The organism is Actinoplanes sp. L3-i22, assembly GCF_019704555.1.
Classification (GTDB): Bacteria; Actinomycetota; Actinomycetes; order Mycobacteriales; family Micromonosporaceae; genus Actinoplanes.
This window is the reverse complement of sequence record NZ_AP024745.1, coordinates 10,529,906-10,544,409: the sequence shown is the minus strand read 5'-3', so window position 1 is coordinate 10,544,409 and position 14,504 is coordinate 10,529,906. Positions and strand designations below refer to the sequence as shown.

Here is a 14,504-nt window from a genome sequence, read left to right as displayed (position 1 = left end):
CCTAACCGGGTGGTATGACAAAGAGAACGCCCCCGCCCGGCATCCGGGCGGGGGCGTAACGAAAATCTCGGTCAGGCGCGGCGCACGTTCGCCAGACCCGCGGGCAGGAAGCGCTTGCCGGTGACCTGCTCCGCGATGCCGCTGCGGTCCAGGTACGGCGTGATCCCACCCAGGTGGAACGGGTAGCCGGCCCCGAGGATCATGCACAGGTCGATGTCCTGCGCCTCGGCGACCACACCCTCGTCCAGCATGATCCGGATCTCCTCGGCCAGCGCGGCGAGCGCCCGGGCGCGCACCTCGTCGCCGGTCAGCACGGTGTCGCCGACCTCGAGGAGCTTGACCACCTCGGTGTTGATCTCGTCGTCGACCAGCAGCGGCAGGCCGGCGTCGACGATCTTCTTGAGGTTCGGGCTGTCCACGTACCGCTCCGGGAAGGCCCGGTGCAGCGTCTCGCCCACGTGGTACGCCACGGCCGGCCCGACCAGCTGCAGCAGCGCGACCGGCCGCATCGGCAGGCCCATCGGGTCGAACGCCTCGTTCACCACCTCGAGCGGGGTGCCGGCGTCCACCGCCTTGAACACCTCGCTGGTGAAGCGGGTCAGCACCCGGTTGACCACGAACGCCGGGGCGTCCTTGACCAGCACCGAGGACTTCTTCAGCTCCTTGCCGACGGCGAACGCGGTGGCCAGCGTCGCGTCGTCGGTCTTCTCGTCCTTGATGATCTCCAGCAGCGGGAGGACCGCGACCGGGTTGAAGAAGTGGAAGCCGACGACCCGCTCGGGGTGCTCGAGGTCGGCCGCCATCTCGGTCAGCGAGAGCGAGCTGGTGTTGGTGGCGAGGATCGCCTCCGGCTTGACGATCTTCTCGAACTCGGCCCAGATCTGCTTCTTCAGGTCCAGGTTCTCGAAGACCGCCTCGATCACGAAGTCCGCGTCGGCGAAGACCGAGCGGTCGACCGAGCCGCTGATCAGGCCGCGCAGCTTGGCCGCGGTGCCCTCGTCCATCCGGCGCTTGCCGACCAGCTTGTCGATCTCGCCGGTCACGTACGCCACGCCCTTGTCCACCCGGGCCTGGTCCAGGTCGGTCAGCACGACCGGGACCTGCAGCCGGCGCAGGAAGAGCAGGGCCAGCTGGGACGCCATCAGACCGGCGCCGACGATGCCGACCTTGGTGACCTTGCGGGCCAGCTTCGCGTCCGGCACGCCGACCGGGCGCTTGGCCCGGCGCTGGACCAGGTCGAACGCGTACAGGCTGGCCCGGGCCTCGTCGCCCATGATCAGGCCGGCCAGCGCCTCGGTCTCGGCCGCGGTGCCGTCCTCGAAGGACGCCTCCTTGGCCAGGGCCAGCAGCTCCAGCGCCTTGTTCGCGGACGGGACCGCGCCGTGCAGCTTCTCGTCCAGCTGGTTCTTGGCGAACCAGAGCACGCCGTCCCACATGTCCCGGTCGATCTCCGGGCGCTCGACGGTGACCTTGCCCTGGACCACGCCGGCCGCCCAGGCCAGCGAGTCCTCCAGGAAGTCGGCCGCCTCGAACAGCGCGTCGGCGACGCCCATCTCCTTGGCCTGCTTCGGACGCAGCACCTTCTGGGTCAGCGGGTTCTGCAGGATCACCTGGGCCGCACCGGCGATGCCGATCAGGTTCGGCAGCAGCTGGCTGCCGCCCCAGCCGGGGATCAGGCCGATCGCGACCTCGGGCAGGCCGAGCGCCGCCGCACCGGTGGAGACCGTGCGGTAGTGGCAGTGCAGGGCGACCTCGAGGCCACCACCGAGCGCCGCGCCGTTCACGAACGCGAACGTCGGGATCGTGCTGTTCTTCAGCCGCGCGAAGACCCGGTGGCCCAGCTCGCCCAGCTCGAGCGCCTGCTCCTGGGAGGAGATCAGCGGCATGCCGGTGATGTCCGCGCCGACGCAGAAGATGTACGGCTTGCCGGTGATCGCGATGAACGCGGGGTCCGCTTCGGTGGCGGCCGTGATCGCGGCGTCCAACGAAGCGAGCCCGGCCGGGCCGAAGCTGTTCGGCTTCTTGTGGTCGAAGCCGTTGTCCAGCGTGATCAGCGCGACCGGCTTGTCCAGCCCGGGGACCCGGACGGAGCGGACGAGCGCCTTGGTGACGACCTCGTTCGGGTTCTCGATCACTTCGCGAAGCCTTCCCAGTTCGGGTTCTCCCAGATCACGGTGCCACCCATGCCGATACCGATACACATGGCGTTGATGCCGTACCGCACCTCGGGGTGCTCGGCGAAGTGCCGGGCGAGCTGGGTCATCAGGCGCACGCCGGAGGACGCGAGGGGGTGCCCGACTGCGATCGCGCCGCCCCACGGGTTGACCCGCGGGTCGTCGTCGGCGATGCCGTAGTGGTCCAGCAGGGCCAGCACCTGCACCGCGAACGCCTCGTTCAGCTCGAACAGGCCGATGTCGTCGATGGTCAGGCCGGCCTTCTTCAGGGCCTTCTCGGTCGACGGGATCGGGCCGTAGCCCATGATCTCCGGCTCGACGCCGACGTAGGCGTACGACACCAGCCGCATCGCCACCGGCAGGCCCAGCTCACGGGCGGTCGCCTCGTCGGCCAGCAGGGCCGCGGTGGCGCCGTCGTTCAGGCCGGCCGCGTTGCCCGCGGTGATCCGGCCGTGCGGGCGGAACGGGGTCTTCAGCGTGGCCAGCTTCTCCAGCGAGGTCTCGCGGGGCGCCTCGTCCACGGTGGCCAGGCCCCAGCCCAGCTCGGAACTGCGGATCGCGACCGGGACCAGGTCCGGCTGGAGCTTGCCGTCGGCATACGCCTTCGCCGTCTTGAGCTGCGAGTTCAGCCCGAAGCGGTCGGTGCGCTCCTTGGTGATGTGCGGCAGCCGGTCGTGCAGGTTCTCCGCGGTCGCGCCCATCACCAGGGCGGACGGGTCGACCAGCTTCTCGGTCAGGATCCGCGGGTTCGGGTCCACGCCCTCGCCCATCGGGTGCCGGCCCATGTGCTCGACACCGCCGGCGATGGCGATGTCATACGCCCCCATCGCGATGCCGCCGGCGACGTTGGTCACCGCGGTCAGCGCGCCGGCGCACATCCGGTCCACGGCGTAGCCGGGCACCGTCTTCGGCAGGCCGGCCAGCAGCGCCGCGGTCCGGCCGATGGTCAGGCCCTGGTCACCGGTCTGGGTGGTGGCCGCGATCGCGACCTCGTCCACCCGCTCGGTCGGGAGCTGGGGGTTGCGCTTGATCAGCTCGCGGATGCAACGGATCACCAGATCGTCGGCGCGGGTCTCGGCATACATGCCGCCCGCCTTGCCGAACGGGGTGCGGACGCCGTCGACGAAGACGACCTCGCGTACTTCACGGGGCACAGCAAGCCTCCTTGCGGGCGTGAACCCAAATGTGCAGGGAATGCTACTCGTCGGTAACTAGCGGCTGCCAGGCCCTCGCCGAAATGTCACAGCAAGGTTTCCGCCGGAGACTCAGAAGAACAGACAACCCAAGGTCAAGAGCTTCATTGCCGATGCTGCGGCCAATAACTGATCGTCGCTCCCGCGGGGACCCTTCCGATCTGAGCAGGGCGCTGGGCGCCCAGAACGCTCAGACCGGAAGGGCGACGTCCGTGGGTGGGCGCGGTCAAACCGCAAAACCCCGTTCAGTCGGTGAGCGGCGCGGGTAGAACCGCGGCGAGCTGGCTGGCGATCAGGCCGACCTGCCAGTTGCGGGCGCCGAAGCCGCGCAGCGTGTCGGAGACCGTCTGCGCGCTGATGTCGTCCGGCGGTGACCAGGCCAGCCGGCGGATGTAGTCCGGGCTGATCAGGTTCTCCGGGGGCAGGCGGTGCGTCTCCGCGGTGCCCACCACCACCCCGCGGCAGCGGGCCAGCCGGGCCGCGGCCACCGGGTCGCGCTCGGCCCAGCGGTGCGGCGGGGGCGGACCCTCCACCGGCAGGTTCACCGGCAGCGCGTCGTCCGGCAGCGCCCGCGCCTGGTCCAGCGCGTCCAGCCAGATCTTCGCGAGGCGGCGCACCGAGCGACCGCCGAAGCCCGGGATGGCGAGCAGGGTGCGCTCGTCCTTCGGGTCGGCCTCGGCCGCGACCACGATCGCCGAGTCGGGCAGCACCCGGCCGGGCGCCGAGTCCCGACGGGCGGCGACGCCGTCCCGCGCGTACCAGAGCGCGCGCACCCGGGACTGCGCCCGCGCGCCCCGCACCCGATGGATGCCGGACGTCCGGCGCCACGGGTCGGCACGCACCCGCGGCGGCCGGTCGGCGCCGGCCACCAGCGCGGCGAACTCCTCCGCCGCCCAGGCCGCCTTGCCCTGCCGGTCCAGCTCGGTGGCGAGCAGGTCCCGCAGGTCGGTGAGCAGCTCCACGTCCAGCGCGGCGTAGGTCAGCCAGGAATCCGGCAGCGGCCGGGTCGACCAGTCCGCCGCCGAGTGGTGCTTCTCCAGCGAGAAGCCGAGCAGGTGCTCGGTGAGCGCGGCCAGGCCGACCCGCTCGAACCCGGCCAGCCGCGCGGCCAGCTCGGTGTCGAACAGCCGGCGCGGTTTCATCCCGAGCTCGGCCAGGCAGGGCAGGTCCTGACTGGCGGCGTGCAGCACCCACTCGGTGTCGGCCAGAGCCGCGTCCAGGGTGCGCAGGTCGTCCAGCGGCAGCGGGTCGATCATCACGGTGCCGGCCCCGGCCCGGCGCAGTTGCACCAGGTAGGCCCGTTGGGTGTAGCGGTAGCCGGAGGCGCGTTCAGCGTCCACGGCCACCGGTCCGGTGCCCGCCGCGAACCGGGCCACGATCTCGGCGAGCTCGGCCGAACTCTCCACTGGAGCGGGGGTGCCATCGCGCGGTGCCGTCAGGGGAACAGCCTCGGGACCGCCAGAACTCGGGTCGGGCGGCACGTCGTGCGGTCCGTCCCCTGCTGGCTCTGGCGTGTCCCGACGGCGCAGGGGTGTTTCGTCGGTCACTCCGTAACCGTACGGGGGTCACACCCTTGCCGTGCGCAGCCGGGTCCCGGCGCGCCGATTTCTCGATCGACTTCCGGTTCCGGATCTCATAGCTGACGCACAGCTTCTGGGTTCAACCATTGCGCGGTTTGCTCCGTATACCCGGGTGCCACGCCGAAACCACCGGGAGGCCGTGCGGATGACCGCCACCTACGAGCCCTTCACCCCAGCCGGTTCTCCGGAGCCGCGCCGGGATCGTTACGCCTCCGGGTCCTCCGCGTCCTCCGCGGGCGAGGGCTACGGCTCCGACCGTCCGGCCTCGTCCGAGCGGCACGCCCCGGCCGAGCGTTACGAGGACGACTACCGGCGCGCGGCGGACCCGTGGGCGGCCCGGGCTCAGCCTCAGGAGCAGGCGCCGCGATCCTGGGAGTCGGCGCCGTCGTGGCAGCAGCCCGAACCCGCCGCCCCGTCGTGGCAGCAAGCCGAGCCCGCGGCCCCCGCGTGGCAGCGGGCCGAACCCGCCGCGCCGGCCTGGCACCAGCCCGAGGCCGCCGCCCCCCGCTGGTCCGACCAGCCCTCGTCGGCCTACTCCGCGCCGGCCTACACGCCCCCGGCCTACGAGGTCCCGCAGACCGCGCCCAGGGCGTCCGGATTCTCCTTCGGCGGCCGCGCCAAGCCGATCATTCTCGGTCTCGTCGTGCTCCTGCTCGTGGTCACCGGCTGGCAGGCCTACCGCATCGAAACCATGATCAAGAGCAGCAACGACCTGGCCTCCGCGGTCGCCGGCGAGCAGAACCGCAGCGCCGAGCTGGAGAAGGCGCTGACCAACGTCTTCGACCCGGAGGGCATCTCGTCCGCCGCCCTGCCCAGCGTCTTCCGGGTCCGCGCCGGCGACTTCACCGGCACCGCGTTCTCGGTCGGCACCAAGGCCGCCGACGGCACCGCGAACCTGTTCACCAACTTCCACGTGGTCGAATCGATCTGGAAGGCCGGCAACAAGGCGGTCACCCTGGAACGCGGCTCCACCAAGATCAACGCCACGATCGTCAAGGTGAACGAGTCCAAGGACCTGGCCCTCCTGGTCGCCAAGAAGACCATCAAGCCCCTCGCGGTCTTCGCCGGCCAGGTCAAGCCCGGCCAGCAGGTGGTCGTGGTCGGCGCCCCGCTCGGCCTCGACGACACGGTGACGACCGGCGTCATCAGCGCCTACCGCGAGGACGACGCCGACGGCCCGACCATCCAGTTCGACGCCCCGATCAACCCGGGCAACTCCGGCGGCCCGGTCGTCAACACCAGCAAGCAGGTGGTCGGCCTGGCCACCGCGAAGGCCCGCGACGCGGAGGGGATCGGCCTGGCCATCCCGATCGCCACGGCCTGCAGCACGTTCAAGGTCTGCTGATTCCCGGCTGCAGGGCCCTGCTCGGGCGCTGACCTGGGGTCAGGCCCTGCTCGGGCGCTGACCTGCGGTTTCCCCGGTTCCGGCGCCCCGCAAGTTATCCACAATCCTGGGTTGTCCACAGGCCGTCCGCGTGATCTTGCGGATCGCGGGACAATGGGATTGGGCAGGCCCCCGTGGTGGGTGGGGACTACCCACCGGCGTGCCGGCGTACCGGAAAAGAATCCGCAAGCGGACCGGCCAGGCCGGCGGCAGCGAGCCGGGTTGGCCGGGCGTCCGGCCGTAGGCCCTGACCGCGGGGTATCGCGAGACTGATCCGCTGCCGCTGCCGCTGCCGCTGCCGCTGCCGCTGCCGCTGCCGCTGCCCACAGCCCCGCAGCCGCGCCCGCAGCTCGCGTGCGGGGCCCGGCCGCGCCGAAGCTCGCGTCTGAAGCGCAGCCGCGTCTGGGGTTCAGCTGTGCCGGGGTCCGCGCCCGCAGCTCGCGTCTGGGGCTTGGCCGCGCCCGCAGCTCGCGTTCGGGGCCCAGCCGCGTCGCAGTCCGCGTGCGGGGCTCAGCCGCGCCGGAGGCTTGGCCGCACGTGTGACGTGTGGCCTGAATTCGCGGCCCAGCTGCGGCGGAATCCCGGTGACCAGGCCGGTTCTACGAGCCCGGTTGCCGGGCCGGTGCTGCGAGCCCGGTTGCCGGGCCGGTGCTGCGAGCCCGGTTGCCGGGCAGGTGCTGCGAGCCTGGTGGCCGGGCCGATGCTGCGAGGTCGGTTGCCGGGCCGGTGCTACGAGGCTGGGGCTCGGTGGCGGTCGGTGAGGGAGGAGACGCCCGGCGGGGGGAGGCCGGCCGTCGAGGCCAGCATGGCGCACCAGCCGTGCAGGTGGGCCGGGATCTCCGCGGAGGTCGGGGTCCACGACGCGCGGACCTCGAGGTCGGCCGTCGGGGCCGGGCCGGACAGTTCGCCGAAGCGGGTGGACGCGGTCTGGGTGACCGTGCCGCCGATCGCCGTGTACGCCGCGGAGAACTGCTCCAGGGCGTCGGTCAGCCAGGTCCAGGCGACCGCGGGGAGGAGCGGGTCGGTGGCCAGGTCGGGTTCGAGCTCCGCGGTGACCAGGGTGACCAGGCGCAGGTCGCCGCGCCAGGCGTCGTGGCCGTCGGGGTCGTGGAGCAGGATGAGGCGACCGCTGGCGACCTCGTCGCCGGACCGCAGGACGGTGGCGCTGAGCGCGAACGAGTAGGGCGCGAGACGCTGCGGCGCGGCGATCTCCTCGATCAGGATCTCCGGCCGTGGCGAGTCCGCGCGCAACGCGGCCACCGCGCGGGTGAACGCCTCGGGAACAGCGGAGGGGGACGCCATGGGGGAAGAGTATGCCGATCTACGCCCGGGCCGCCTTCGCCGCGCCGCCGGAGGCTCTTCACTCACGTGGCACGATGACGCGGTGACCGTTCTCCAGGATTCCCCGTTCGTCCGCGCGTGCCGTGGCCTCCCGGTCCCGCACACGCCGGTCTGGTTCATGCGGCAGGCCGGGCGCTCGCTGCCGGAGTACCGCAAGATCCGCGAGGGCATCCCGATGCTCGAGTCGTGCCGCCGGCCCGAACTGGTCACCGAGATCACCCTGCAGCCGGTCCGCCGGCACAACGTGGACGCGGCCATCCTGTACAGCGACATCGTGGTGCCGATCGCGGCGGCCGGCGTCGATCTGGACATCGTGCCCGGCACCGGCCCGGTGGTCGCCGATCCGATCCGGACGGCGGCGGATCTGGCGCGGCTGCGGCCGATCACCGTGGACGACGTGGACTACGTGGCCGAGGCGGTCCGCCTGCTGGTCGCCGAGCTCGGCGCGACGCCGCTGATCGGCTTCGCCGGGGCACCGTTCACGCTGGCCAGCTACCTGATCGAGGGCGGTCCGTCGAGGACCTACCTGAAGACCAAGGCGATGATGTACGGCGACCCGCAGCTCTGGAACGCGCTGCTCGCCCGCCTCGCCGAGATCACTCTGGCGTTCCTGCGGATCCAGATCGACGCCGGGGTCAGCGCGGTGCAGCTGTTCGACTCGTGGGCCGGTGCGCTCTCCGAGGCCGACTACCGCCAGTTCGTGATGCCGCACTCGGCGAGCGTGCTGCGTGGCCTGGCCGACGCCGGCGTGCCGCGGATCCACTTCGGGGTGGGCACCGGTGTGCTGCTGGAGGCGATGGGCGAGGCCGGCGCGGACGTGGTCGGCGTCGACTGGCGCACCCCGCTGGACGTGGCCACCAAGCGGATCGGCCCGGACCGGTCGGTGCAGGGCAACCTGGACCCGGCGATCCTGTTCGCCGGCTGGGACGTGGTGGAGCGCGAGGCGCGCCGGGTGCTGGCGCAGGGCGGGGCCACCCCGGGCCACGTGTTCAATCTCGGTCACGGCGTGATGCCGGAGACCGACCCGGAGATCCTCACCCGGCTCACCGCGCTGGTGCACGAGGTGACTGCGTAATTGGCCTCGCCTCCGCTCGGCGGCATTTCGCCCGTCGGGCTCGAACCCTGCGGGCCCGGGCTACGCGACGTGACCTCCGGCCCTGGTGGTTCCGGCGTGCGTCACAGAGGCTGACCCCGCTGGCCGCGGGGCGGTACGGCCTGGGAGGGTGGAGAGCGTGCGGAAGCGGATCGCGGTCATCGGCGGGGGTATCGCCGGTCTGGCGGCCGCCGTGCGCCTGCGGGACGTCACCCCGCCGGACACCGAGATCATCGTGTACGAGCAGAGCGGCGCCCTGGGCGGCAAGCTGCGCACCGGTGAGCTGGCCGGCATCCCGGTCGAGCGCGGCGCCGAGTCGTTCCTGAACAGTGCCCCCGGCGGCGGCGAGTCCGCGGCGGTGGTCTTCGCCCGCCGGGTCGGCCTCGGTGACGCCCTGGTGCATCCGGCGGCTCAGCCGGCCGCGCTGGCGATCGGCGGGAAGCTGACCCGGATCCCGGCCGGCACCCTGGTCGGCGTGCCCGGCGACCTGTCCGCGCTGGACGGGGTGGCCTTCCCGGACGAGAGCGCGGACCTCGACGACGGGCACCCGCTGCTCGCCCCGGGCGCGGACATCGCGGTCGGCGAGCTGGTCCGGTCGCGGTACGGCGCGGACGTCGTCGACCGGCTGGTCGACCCGATGCTCGGCGGGGTCTACGCGGGCCGCGCCGACCGGCTGTCGCTGCGCGCCACGATGCCCCAACTGGCGCAGACCGCGGAGACCGAGCACACCCTGCGCGGCGCGGTCCGGGCGGCGCAGGCGCTGAGCCGGCGGACCCCCGGGCAGCCGGTCTTCGCGGCGGTGGCCGGCGGGATGAGCCGGCTGATCGGGGCGGCGGCCACGGCGGCGCGGGCGCGGATCAGTCTCGGGCTGCCGGTGCGGGAGATCATCCGTACCGGAAAGCAGTGGCATCTCGTGCTGGGGCCGGCACCCGAACCGCAGACCGATGACGTCGATGCCGTGATTCTGGCCGTGCCGGCGAAGCCGGCGGCCCGGTTGCTGGCCGGGGTCGCGCCGGCCGCCGCGCAGGCGCTGAACGGCCTGGAGTACGCGAGCGTCGCCCTGGCCGGGATGGCCCTGCCGCCCGGCACGCCGCTGCCCGAGCTGTCCGGTTTCCTGGTGCCGCCGGGGGAGGGCACGCTGGTCAAGGCGGCGACGTTCTTCACCCGGAAATGGCCGCACCTGACCGGGCCGGACGGTCCGGTGATCGTGCGGGCCTCGCTCGGCCGGGCCGGTGAGGAGGAGCGGCTGCAGCTCAGTGACCGGGCGCTGCTCGAGATCGCGCACCGGGAGCTGGGCGAGCTGGCCGGTGGGGAGCTGCCGCCGCCGGCCGCGTCGTGGATCCAGCGCTGGGGCGGCGGCCTGCCGCAGTACTCGCCGGGCCATCCGGACCGGGTGACGGCGGCGCGGGCCGCGCTGCCCCCGGGCCTGGCGGTGGCCGGCGCCGCGCTGGACGGCGTGGGCATCCCGGTGTGTGTGGCCAGCGGTGAGCGGGCGGCGGACGATGTGCGTAGTTATCTGGAGGATTTATGAGCGAGCAGACCAACGCGGCTCGGATCAACGAGCTGAACGCCACCATCCGGTACACGATGTGGTCGGTCTTCCGGGCGTCCAGCCCGCTGCCGGCGCTGCGGGACGACCTGGCCGGTGAGGTCGACACGCTCTTCGAGCAGCTCGCGGCGAAGGACGTGACGGTCCGCGGGACGTATGACGTGTCCGGGCTGCGGGCCGACGCGGACCTGATGATCTGGTGGCACTCCAGCGACCCGGACGCGCTGCAGGAGGCGTATTCGCTGTTCCGGCGGACCGCGCTGGGCCGGCACTTCACCCCGGTCTGGTCGCAGATGGCGCTGCACCGGCCGGCCGAGTTCAACAAGAGCCACCTGCCGGCGTTCCTGGCCGGTGAGGAGGCGCGGCCGTACATCTGCGTGTACCCGTTCGTCCGCTCCTACGAGTGGTACCTGCTGCCCGACGAGGAGCGCCGGGACATGCTGGCCGAGCACGGCCGGCAGGCGCGCGGCTACCCGGACGTGCGGGCCAACACGGTCGCGTCGTTCGCGCTCGGCGACTACGAGTGGATGCTGGCCTTCGAGGCGGACGAGCTGCACCGGATCGTCGACCTGATGCGCGACCTGCGCGCCTCCCGGGCCCGCCGCCACGTCCGCGAAGAGGTGCCGTTCTACACCGGCCGCCGCCGCTCGGTCGCCGAGATCGCCGCCTCGCTGCCCTGATCCGGACGAAGAAGATCAACTTCAAGATCTTCATTGCCTACGCTGCGGCCAATAACTGATCGTCGCTCCCGCGGGGACCCTTCCGATCTGAGCAGGGCGCTGGGCGCCCAGAACGCTCAGACCGGAAGGGCGACGTCCGTGGGTGGGCACGGTTCACAAGGACCCGGTGAGGCGCGGCCACGGGACTCAGCTGATCGCCGTACCAAATCGTGGTTTGTCTTTTAGATCTTGCGGGCCATCGGGATGTGCGGGATGCCGTCCTCCACGTATTCCGGGCCGGTCGGCTCGAAGCCGAACCTGGTGTAGAACGTCACCAGGTAGGACTGGGAGTCCAGGACGCTCGGGCGGTGGCCGATGATCTCCAGCGCGTGCTCCAGCAGCCGGCCGGCCAATCCGGCGCCGCGGGCCGACTTCGCCGTGACCACCCGGCTGATCCGTTCCGTCCCATGGTCATCGAGAATCCGCAGATAGGCCCGAATCTCCCGATCACGGGAGAACCATAGGTGTCGGGTACCGGGTTCGGTGTCGCGACCGTCCAGGTCCGGGTAGGCGCACTCCTGCTCGACCACGAACACGTCGCCGCGGAGCCGGAGGAGGTCGTACAGCGTCGCGGCGCTCAGGTCGCGGAACGAGGCAACTCGCAGCTCATCGTGGGGCTCGGGGTGCATCGGGACAGCGTAGAGCGGCGCGTCTTCCCCCCGTCACCGGTCCCGCCGTTGTAGTGATGAGGCTACGGCCTGTGGAGGACGCGATGATCAAACGCAGTAGGTTGTTCGGCAGCAAGACGCGGGTGACCTTCACCCTGCCGGCGGATCAGCCGTCCGGCGTGGTGAGTGTGGTGGGCACCTTCAACGACTGGCAGCCCGGGAAACACGAGCTCCAGGTGCGCCGCAACGGCACCCGGACGGTGAGCGTCCCGCTGGAGCCGGGCGAGTACCGGTTCCGCTACCTGGCGACCGGGGGCGTCTGGTTCGACGACCCGGAGGGCAGCGAACTCCGCCTATAAGCGATTCGGCGGGGCCGCCGAGGGGATTTGCTTGACCTCGCAGAGGCATCCTCGACGAAGGGCACATCGTGGCAGACGTCAAGCTGGCGATCATCTACTACTCGTCGACCGGCACGGTGCACGCCATGGCGCGCCGGCTCCAGGAGGCGGCCGAGAAGGCCGGCGCGGAGGTCCGCCTGCGTCAGGTCACCGAGCTGGCGCCGGCCGAGGCGATCGCGTCGAACGCGGCGTGGAGTCAGCACTTCGACAGCACCAAGGACGAGCCGCGGGCCGCCGCGGAGGACGTGGTGTGGGCGGACGCGGTGCTGTTCGGCACGCCGACCCGGTACGGCAACGTGACCAGTCAGCTCAAGCAGTTCCTGGACACGCTCGGCCCGCAGTGGGCGCAGGGGCAGCTGGCGAACAAGGCGTACGCCGGGTTCACCGCGTCGATGACCGAGCACGGCGGGCAGGAGTCGACGCTGCTGGCGCTCTACAACACGATCTACCACTTCGGCGGGGTGGTGGTCGCGCCCGGCTACACGGATCCGCTGAAGTTCGCGGACGGCAACCCGTACGGCGTGTCGCACGTCACGGGTGGCACCAACGACGCGCCGCTGACCGACGTCCAGTACGCCGCTCTCGATCACCTGGCGCGCCGGATCGTGACCATCGGGGGTCGCCTCCGGGCCTAGGCAAGAATGGGGCCATGGCTGTCGACACGCAGTATGAAGATCTTCTCCGGCGGGTGCTGGAGACCGGGACGCCGAAGAGCGACCGCACCGGGACCGGCACCCGCAGCCTCTTCGGGGAGCGCCTGCGCTACGACCTGTCCCAGGGGTTTCCGCTGGTCACGACGAAGCGGGTGCATTTCAAGTCGATCGCGGTGGAGCTGCTGTGGTTCCTGCGCGGGGAGACGAACACGCAGTGGCTGCGGGACCAGGGCGTGACGATCTGGGACGAATGGGCCTCCCCGGATGGCGAGCTCGGCCCGGTCTACGGCTTCCAGTGGCGATCGTGGCCGGGAAAGAACGGCAACATCGACCAGATTTCCGGAATTCTGGACACTCTCCGGAAAAATCCTGACTCGCGGCGCATGATCGTCTCGGCCTGGAACGTCGGTGATCTCGACGAGATGGCGCTGATGCCGTGCCACGCGATGTTCCAGTTCTACGTCGCCGACGGCAGGCTCTCCTGCCAGCTGTACCAGCGCAGCGCCGACCTGTTCCTCGGGGTGCCGTTCAACATCGCGTCGTACGCGCTGCTCACCCGCATGATCGCCGACCAGGTCGGGCTGATCCCGGGCGACTTCATCTGGGTCGGCGGTGACTGCCACATCTACGACAACCACGTCGAGCAGGTGACCGAGCAGCTCAGCCGGGAGGCGTACCCGTTCCCGCAGCTGGAGATCGCGCCGGCGGCGGACCTGTTCTCCTACCGCTTCGAGGACTTCTCGGTCGTCGACTACCGGCATCATCCCGCGATCAAGGCGCCGGTTGCGGTATGAGCGACTGCACCGAGCGGCAGCCACCCGCGCTTGACGACGACGTCGCAGGCGAGGGCCAGGAGAGCATGCCGGGAGCTGGCACAGCATGAGCGTGCACCTGATCTGGGCGGAGGCGCGTCGCCGGGTGATCGGCGCCGGGGGCGAGATCCCCTGGCGTGTCCCCGGCGAGCAGGCGATCTTCAAGGAGCGGACGCTCGGGGCGACAGTGGTGATGGGTCGCGTGACCTGGGACTCGCTGCCGCGTAAACCGTTGCCCGGGCGGCGCAACGTGGTGCTGACCCGGGATCCTTCGTGGGCGGCGGACGGGGCTGAGTCCGTACCGAATCCGGGTTTGATCGTCGAAGACGATTTCTGGGTCATGGGTGGTGCGGCGATCTACGCCGCGTTCCTGCCGCTTGCGGACCACATCGTGCGAACGACGATCGACCTGGACGTGGAAGGCGACACCTACGCCCCGGAACTCGGCCCGGAGTGGGCGGTGACCGCCTCCACAGGGTGGGTGACCGCACCGAACGGGATTCGGTACGTGGTGGAGGACCTGACTACTGCTCGTCGAGCTTGATCGACAGGCTGTTCACGCAGTGCCGCGTGTTCTTCTCGGTGAAGCCCTCACCGCGGAACACGTGGCCCAGGTGCCCGTCGCAGCGCGCGCACCGGATCTCCACCCGCGTCATCCCGTGCGTGCGGTCCTCGATCTCCTTGACCGCGCCCGGGATCGCGTCGTCGAACGACGGCCAGCCGCAGTGTGAGTCGAACTTCGTCGAGCTCGGGTAGAGCTCGGCGCCGCAGCCGCGGCAGTGATACATCCCCTGGGTCTTGGTGTCGACATACTCCCCGCTCCAGGCGGGCTCGGTGCCGGCCTGACGGAGCACCCGGAACTCGGCCGGGTCGAGCCGGACACGCCACTCGTCCTCGGTCGTGGGCAGCGGAGTCTCTTGGATCGGCGTCTTCTCGATTGCCATGCCAACAAAGGTACGTCGCACCTGGCGTGCGGCGGCGATCCAGGCCCGGCCGTTGA

The 14,504-nt window shown here is 71.3% G+C and carries 14 protein-coding genes; 8 read left to right on the top strand and 6 right to left on the bottom strand.

Features of this window, described 5'->3' with window-relative positions; all coding sequences use genetic code 11:
• Positions 1–71: 71 nt before the first annotated feature.
• From L3i22_RS46645 to L3i22_RS46635, 3 genes are all read right to left on the bottom strand, one after another.
• Positions 72–2,135, bottom strand: coding sequence for a 3-hydroxyacyl-CoA dehydrogenase NAD-binding domain-containing protein (locus tag L3i22_RS46645; RefSeq protein ID WP_221323823.1), 2,064 nt, complete (start codon positions 2,133–2,135; stop codon positions 72–74).
• Positions 2,132–3,328 carry a thiolase family protein gene (locus L3i22_RS46640; RefSeq protein ID WP_221323822.1) on the bottom strand — a complete coding sequence of 399 codons (1,197 nt, stop codon included), beginning with the start codon at positions 3,326–3,328 and terminating at the stop codon, positions 2,132–2,134. Before L3i22_RS46640 ends, L3i22_RS46645 begins: the two co-directional genes overlap by 4 nt.
• Before the next feature lie 284 nt (positions 3,329–3,612).
• The gene (locus tag L3i22_RS46635) at positions 3,613–4,914 is read right to left on the bottom strand and encodes an HRDC domain-containing protein (RefSeq protein ID WP_221323821.1); all 1,302 of its coding nucleotides are present in this window, start codon (positions 4,912–4,914) and stop codon (positions 3,613–3,615) included.
• Positions 4,915–5,092: 178 nt separating this feature from the next.
• Between L3i22_RS46635 and L3i22_RS46630 the strand changes: the two genes are divergently transcribed.
• A complete protein-coding gene (locus L3i22_RS46630; RefSeq protein ID WP_221323820.1) occupies positions 5,093–6,292 on the top strand; it encodes a S1C family serine protease in 1,200 nt (399 codons plus the stop codon).
• A gap of 768 nt (positions 6,293–7,060) precedes the next feature.
• Here the strand turns inward: L3i22_RS46630 and L3i22_RS46625 are convergent.
• Positions 7,061–7,633, bottom strand: coding sequence for a DUF3000 domain-containing protein (locus L3i22_RS46625; protein WP_221323819.1), 573 nt, complete (start codon positions 7,631–7,633; stop codon positions 7,061–7,063).
• A gap of 82 nt (positions 7,634–7,715) precedes the next feature.
• On the opposite strand from L3i22_RS46625, the gene hemE reads away from it, so the two are divergent.
• From hemE to hemQ, 3 genes are all read left to right on the top strand, one after another.
• On the top strand, positions 7,716–8,747 hold the full coding sequence (gene hemE / locus L3i22_RS46620; RefSeq protein WP_255657674.1) for a uroporphyrinogen decarboxylase: 1,032 nt from the start codon (positions 7,716–7,718) through the stop codon (positions 8,745–8,747).
• Between the two features lie 157 nt (positions 8,748–8,904).
• The gene (gene hemG / locus L3i22_RS46615) at positions 8,905–10,296 is read left to right on the top strand and encodes a protoporphyrinogen oxidase (protein ID WP_255657673.1); all 1,392 of its coding nucleotides are present in this window, start codon (positions 8,905–8,907) and stop codon (positions 10,294–10,296) included.
• The gene (hemQ, locus tag L3i22_RS46610) at positions 10,293–10,994 is read left to right on the top strand and encodes a hydrogen peroxide-dependent heme synthase (protein ID WP_221323816.1); all 702 of its coding nucleotides are present in this window, start codon (positions 10,293–10,295) and stop codon (positions 10,992–10,994) included. The genes hemG and hemQ overlap by 4 nt, the downstream gene beginning before the upstream one ends.
• Before the next feature lie 221 nt (positions 10,995–11,215).
• Here the strand turns inward: hemQ and L3i22_RS46605 are convergent, their stop codons facing one another.
• Positions 11,216–11,662 (bottom strand): GNAT family N-acetyltransferase, encoded by a 447-nt coding sequence (locus L3i22_RS46605; protein ID WP_221323815.1) that lies wholly within the window; start codon positions 11,660–11,662, stop codon positions 11,216–11,218.
• Positions 11,663–11,745: 83 nt separating this feature from the next.
• Between L3i22_RS46605 and L3i22_RS46600 the strand changes: the two genes are divergently transcribed.
• From L3i22_RS46600 to L3i22_RS46585, 4 genes are all read left to right on the top strand, one after another.
• Positions 11,746–12,000 carry an isoamylase early set domain-containing protein gene (locus L3i22_RS46600; RefSeq protein ID WP_221323814.1) on the top strand — a complete coding sequence of 85 codons (255 nt, stop codon included), beginning with the start codon at positions 11,746–11,748 and terminating at the stop codon, positions 11,998–12,000.
• A 68-nt stretch (positions 12,001–12,068) separates the two neighbouring features.
• Positions 12,069–12,674 (top strand): NAD(P)H:quinone oxidoreductase, encoded by a 606-nt coding sequence (gene wrbA, locus L3i22_RS46595; RefSeq protein WP_221323813.1) that lies wholly within the window; start codon positions 12,069–12,071, stop codon positions 12,672–12,674.
• Between the two features lie 14 nt (positions 12,675–12,688).
• Positions 12,689–13,486 carry a thymidylate synthase gene (locus tag L3i22_RS46590; RefSeq protein ID WP_221323812.1) on the top strand — a complete coding sequence of 266 codons (798 nt, stop codon included), beginning with the start codon at positions 12,689–12,691 and terminating at the stop codon, positions 13,484–13,486.
• Positions 13,487–13,571: 85 nt separating this feature from the next.
• Positions 13,572–14,048, top strand: coding sequence for a dihydrofolate reductase (locus L3i22_RS46585; RefSeq protein WP_221323811.1), 477 nt, complete (start codon positions 13,572–13,574; stop codon positions 14,046–14,048).
• Here L3i22_RS46585 and msrB read toward each other — a convergent pair.
• A complete protein-coding gene (msrB, locus tag L3i22_RS46580) occupies positions 14,029–14,448 on the bottom strand; it encodes a peptide-methionine (R)-S-oxide reductase MsrB (protein WP_221323810.1) in 420 nt (139 codons plus the stop codon). The two genes, L3i22_RS46585 and msrB, sit on opposite strands and share 20 nt — an antisense overlap.
• Between the last annotated feature and the right edge of the window lie 56 nt (positions 14,449–14,504).

Bases quoted from the DNA above. Each gene is read 5' to 3' on its own strand.
- L3i22_RS46630 (WP_221323820.1), top strand. From the start codon at position 5,093: ATGACCGCCACCTACGAGCCCTTCACCCCAGCCGGTTCTCCGGAGCCG.
- L3i22_RS46625 (WP_221323819.1), bottom strand. From the start codon at position 7,633: ATGGCGTCCCCCTCCGCTGTTCCCGAGGCGTTCACCCGCGCGGTGGCC.
- hemQ (WP_221323816.1), top strand. From the start codon at position 10,293: ATGAGCGAGCAGACCAACGCGGCTCGGATCAACGAGCTGAACGCCACC.
- L3i22_RS46605 (WP_221323815.1), bottom strand. From the start codon at position 11,662: ATGCACCCCGAGCCCCACGATGAGCTGCGAGTTGCCTCGTTCCGCGAC.
- L3i22_RS46600 (WP_221323814.1), top strand. From the start codon at position 11,746: ATGATCAAACGCAGTAGGTTGTTCGGCAGCAAGACGCGGGTGACCTTC.
- L3i22_RS46590 (WP_221323812.1), top strand. From the start codon at position 12,689: ATGGCTGTCGACACGCAGTATGAAGATCTTCTCCGGCGGGTGCTGGAG.
- L3i22_RS46585 (WP_221323811.1), top strand. From the start codon at position 13,572: ATGAGCGTGCACCTGATCTGGGCGGAGGCGCGTCGCCGGGTGATCGGC.
- msrB (WP_221323810.1), bottom strand. From the start codon at position 14,448: ATGGCAATCGAGAAGACGCCGATCCAAGAGACTCCGCTGCCCACGACC.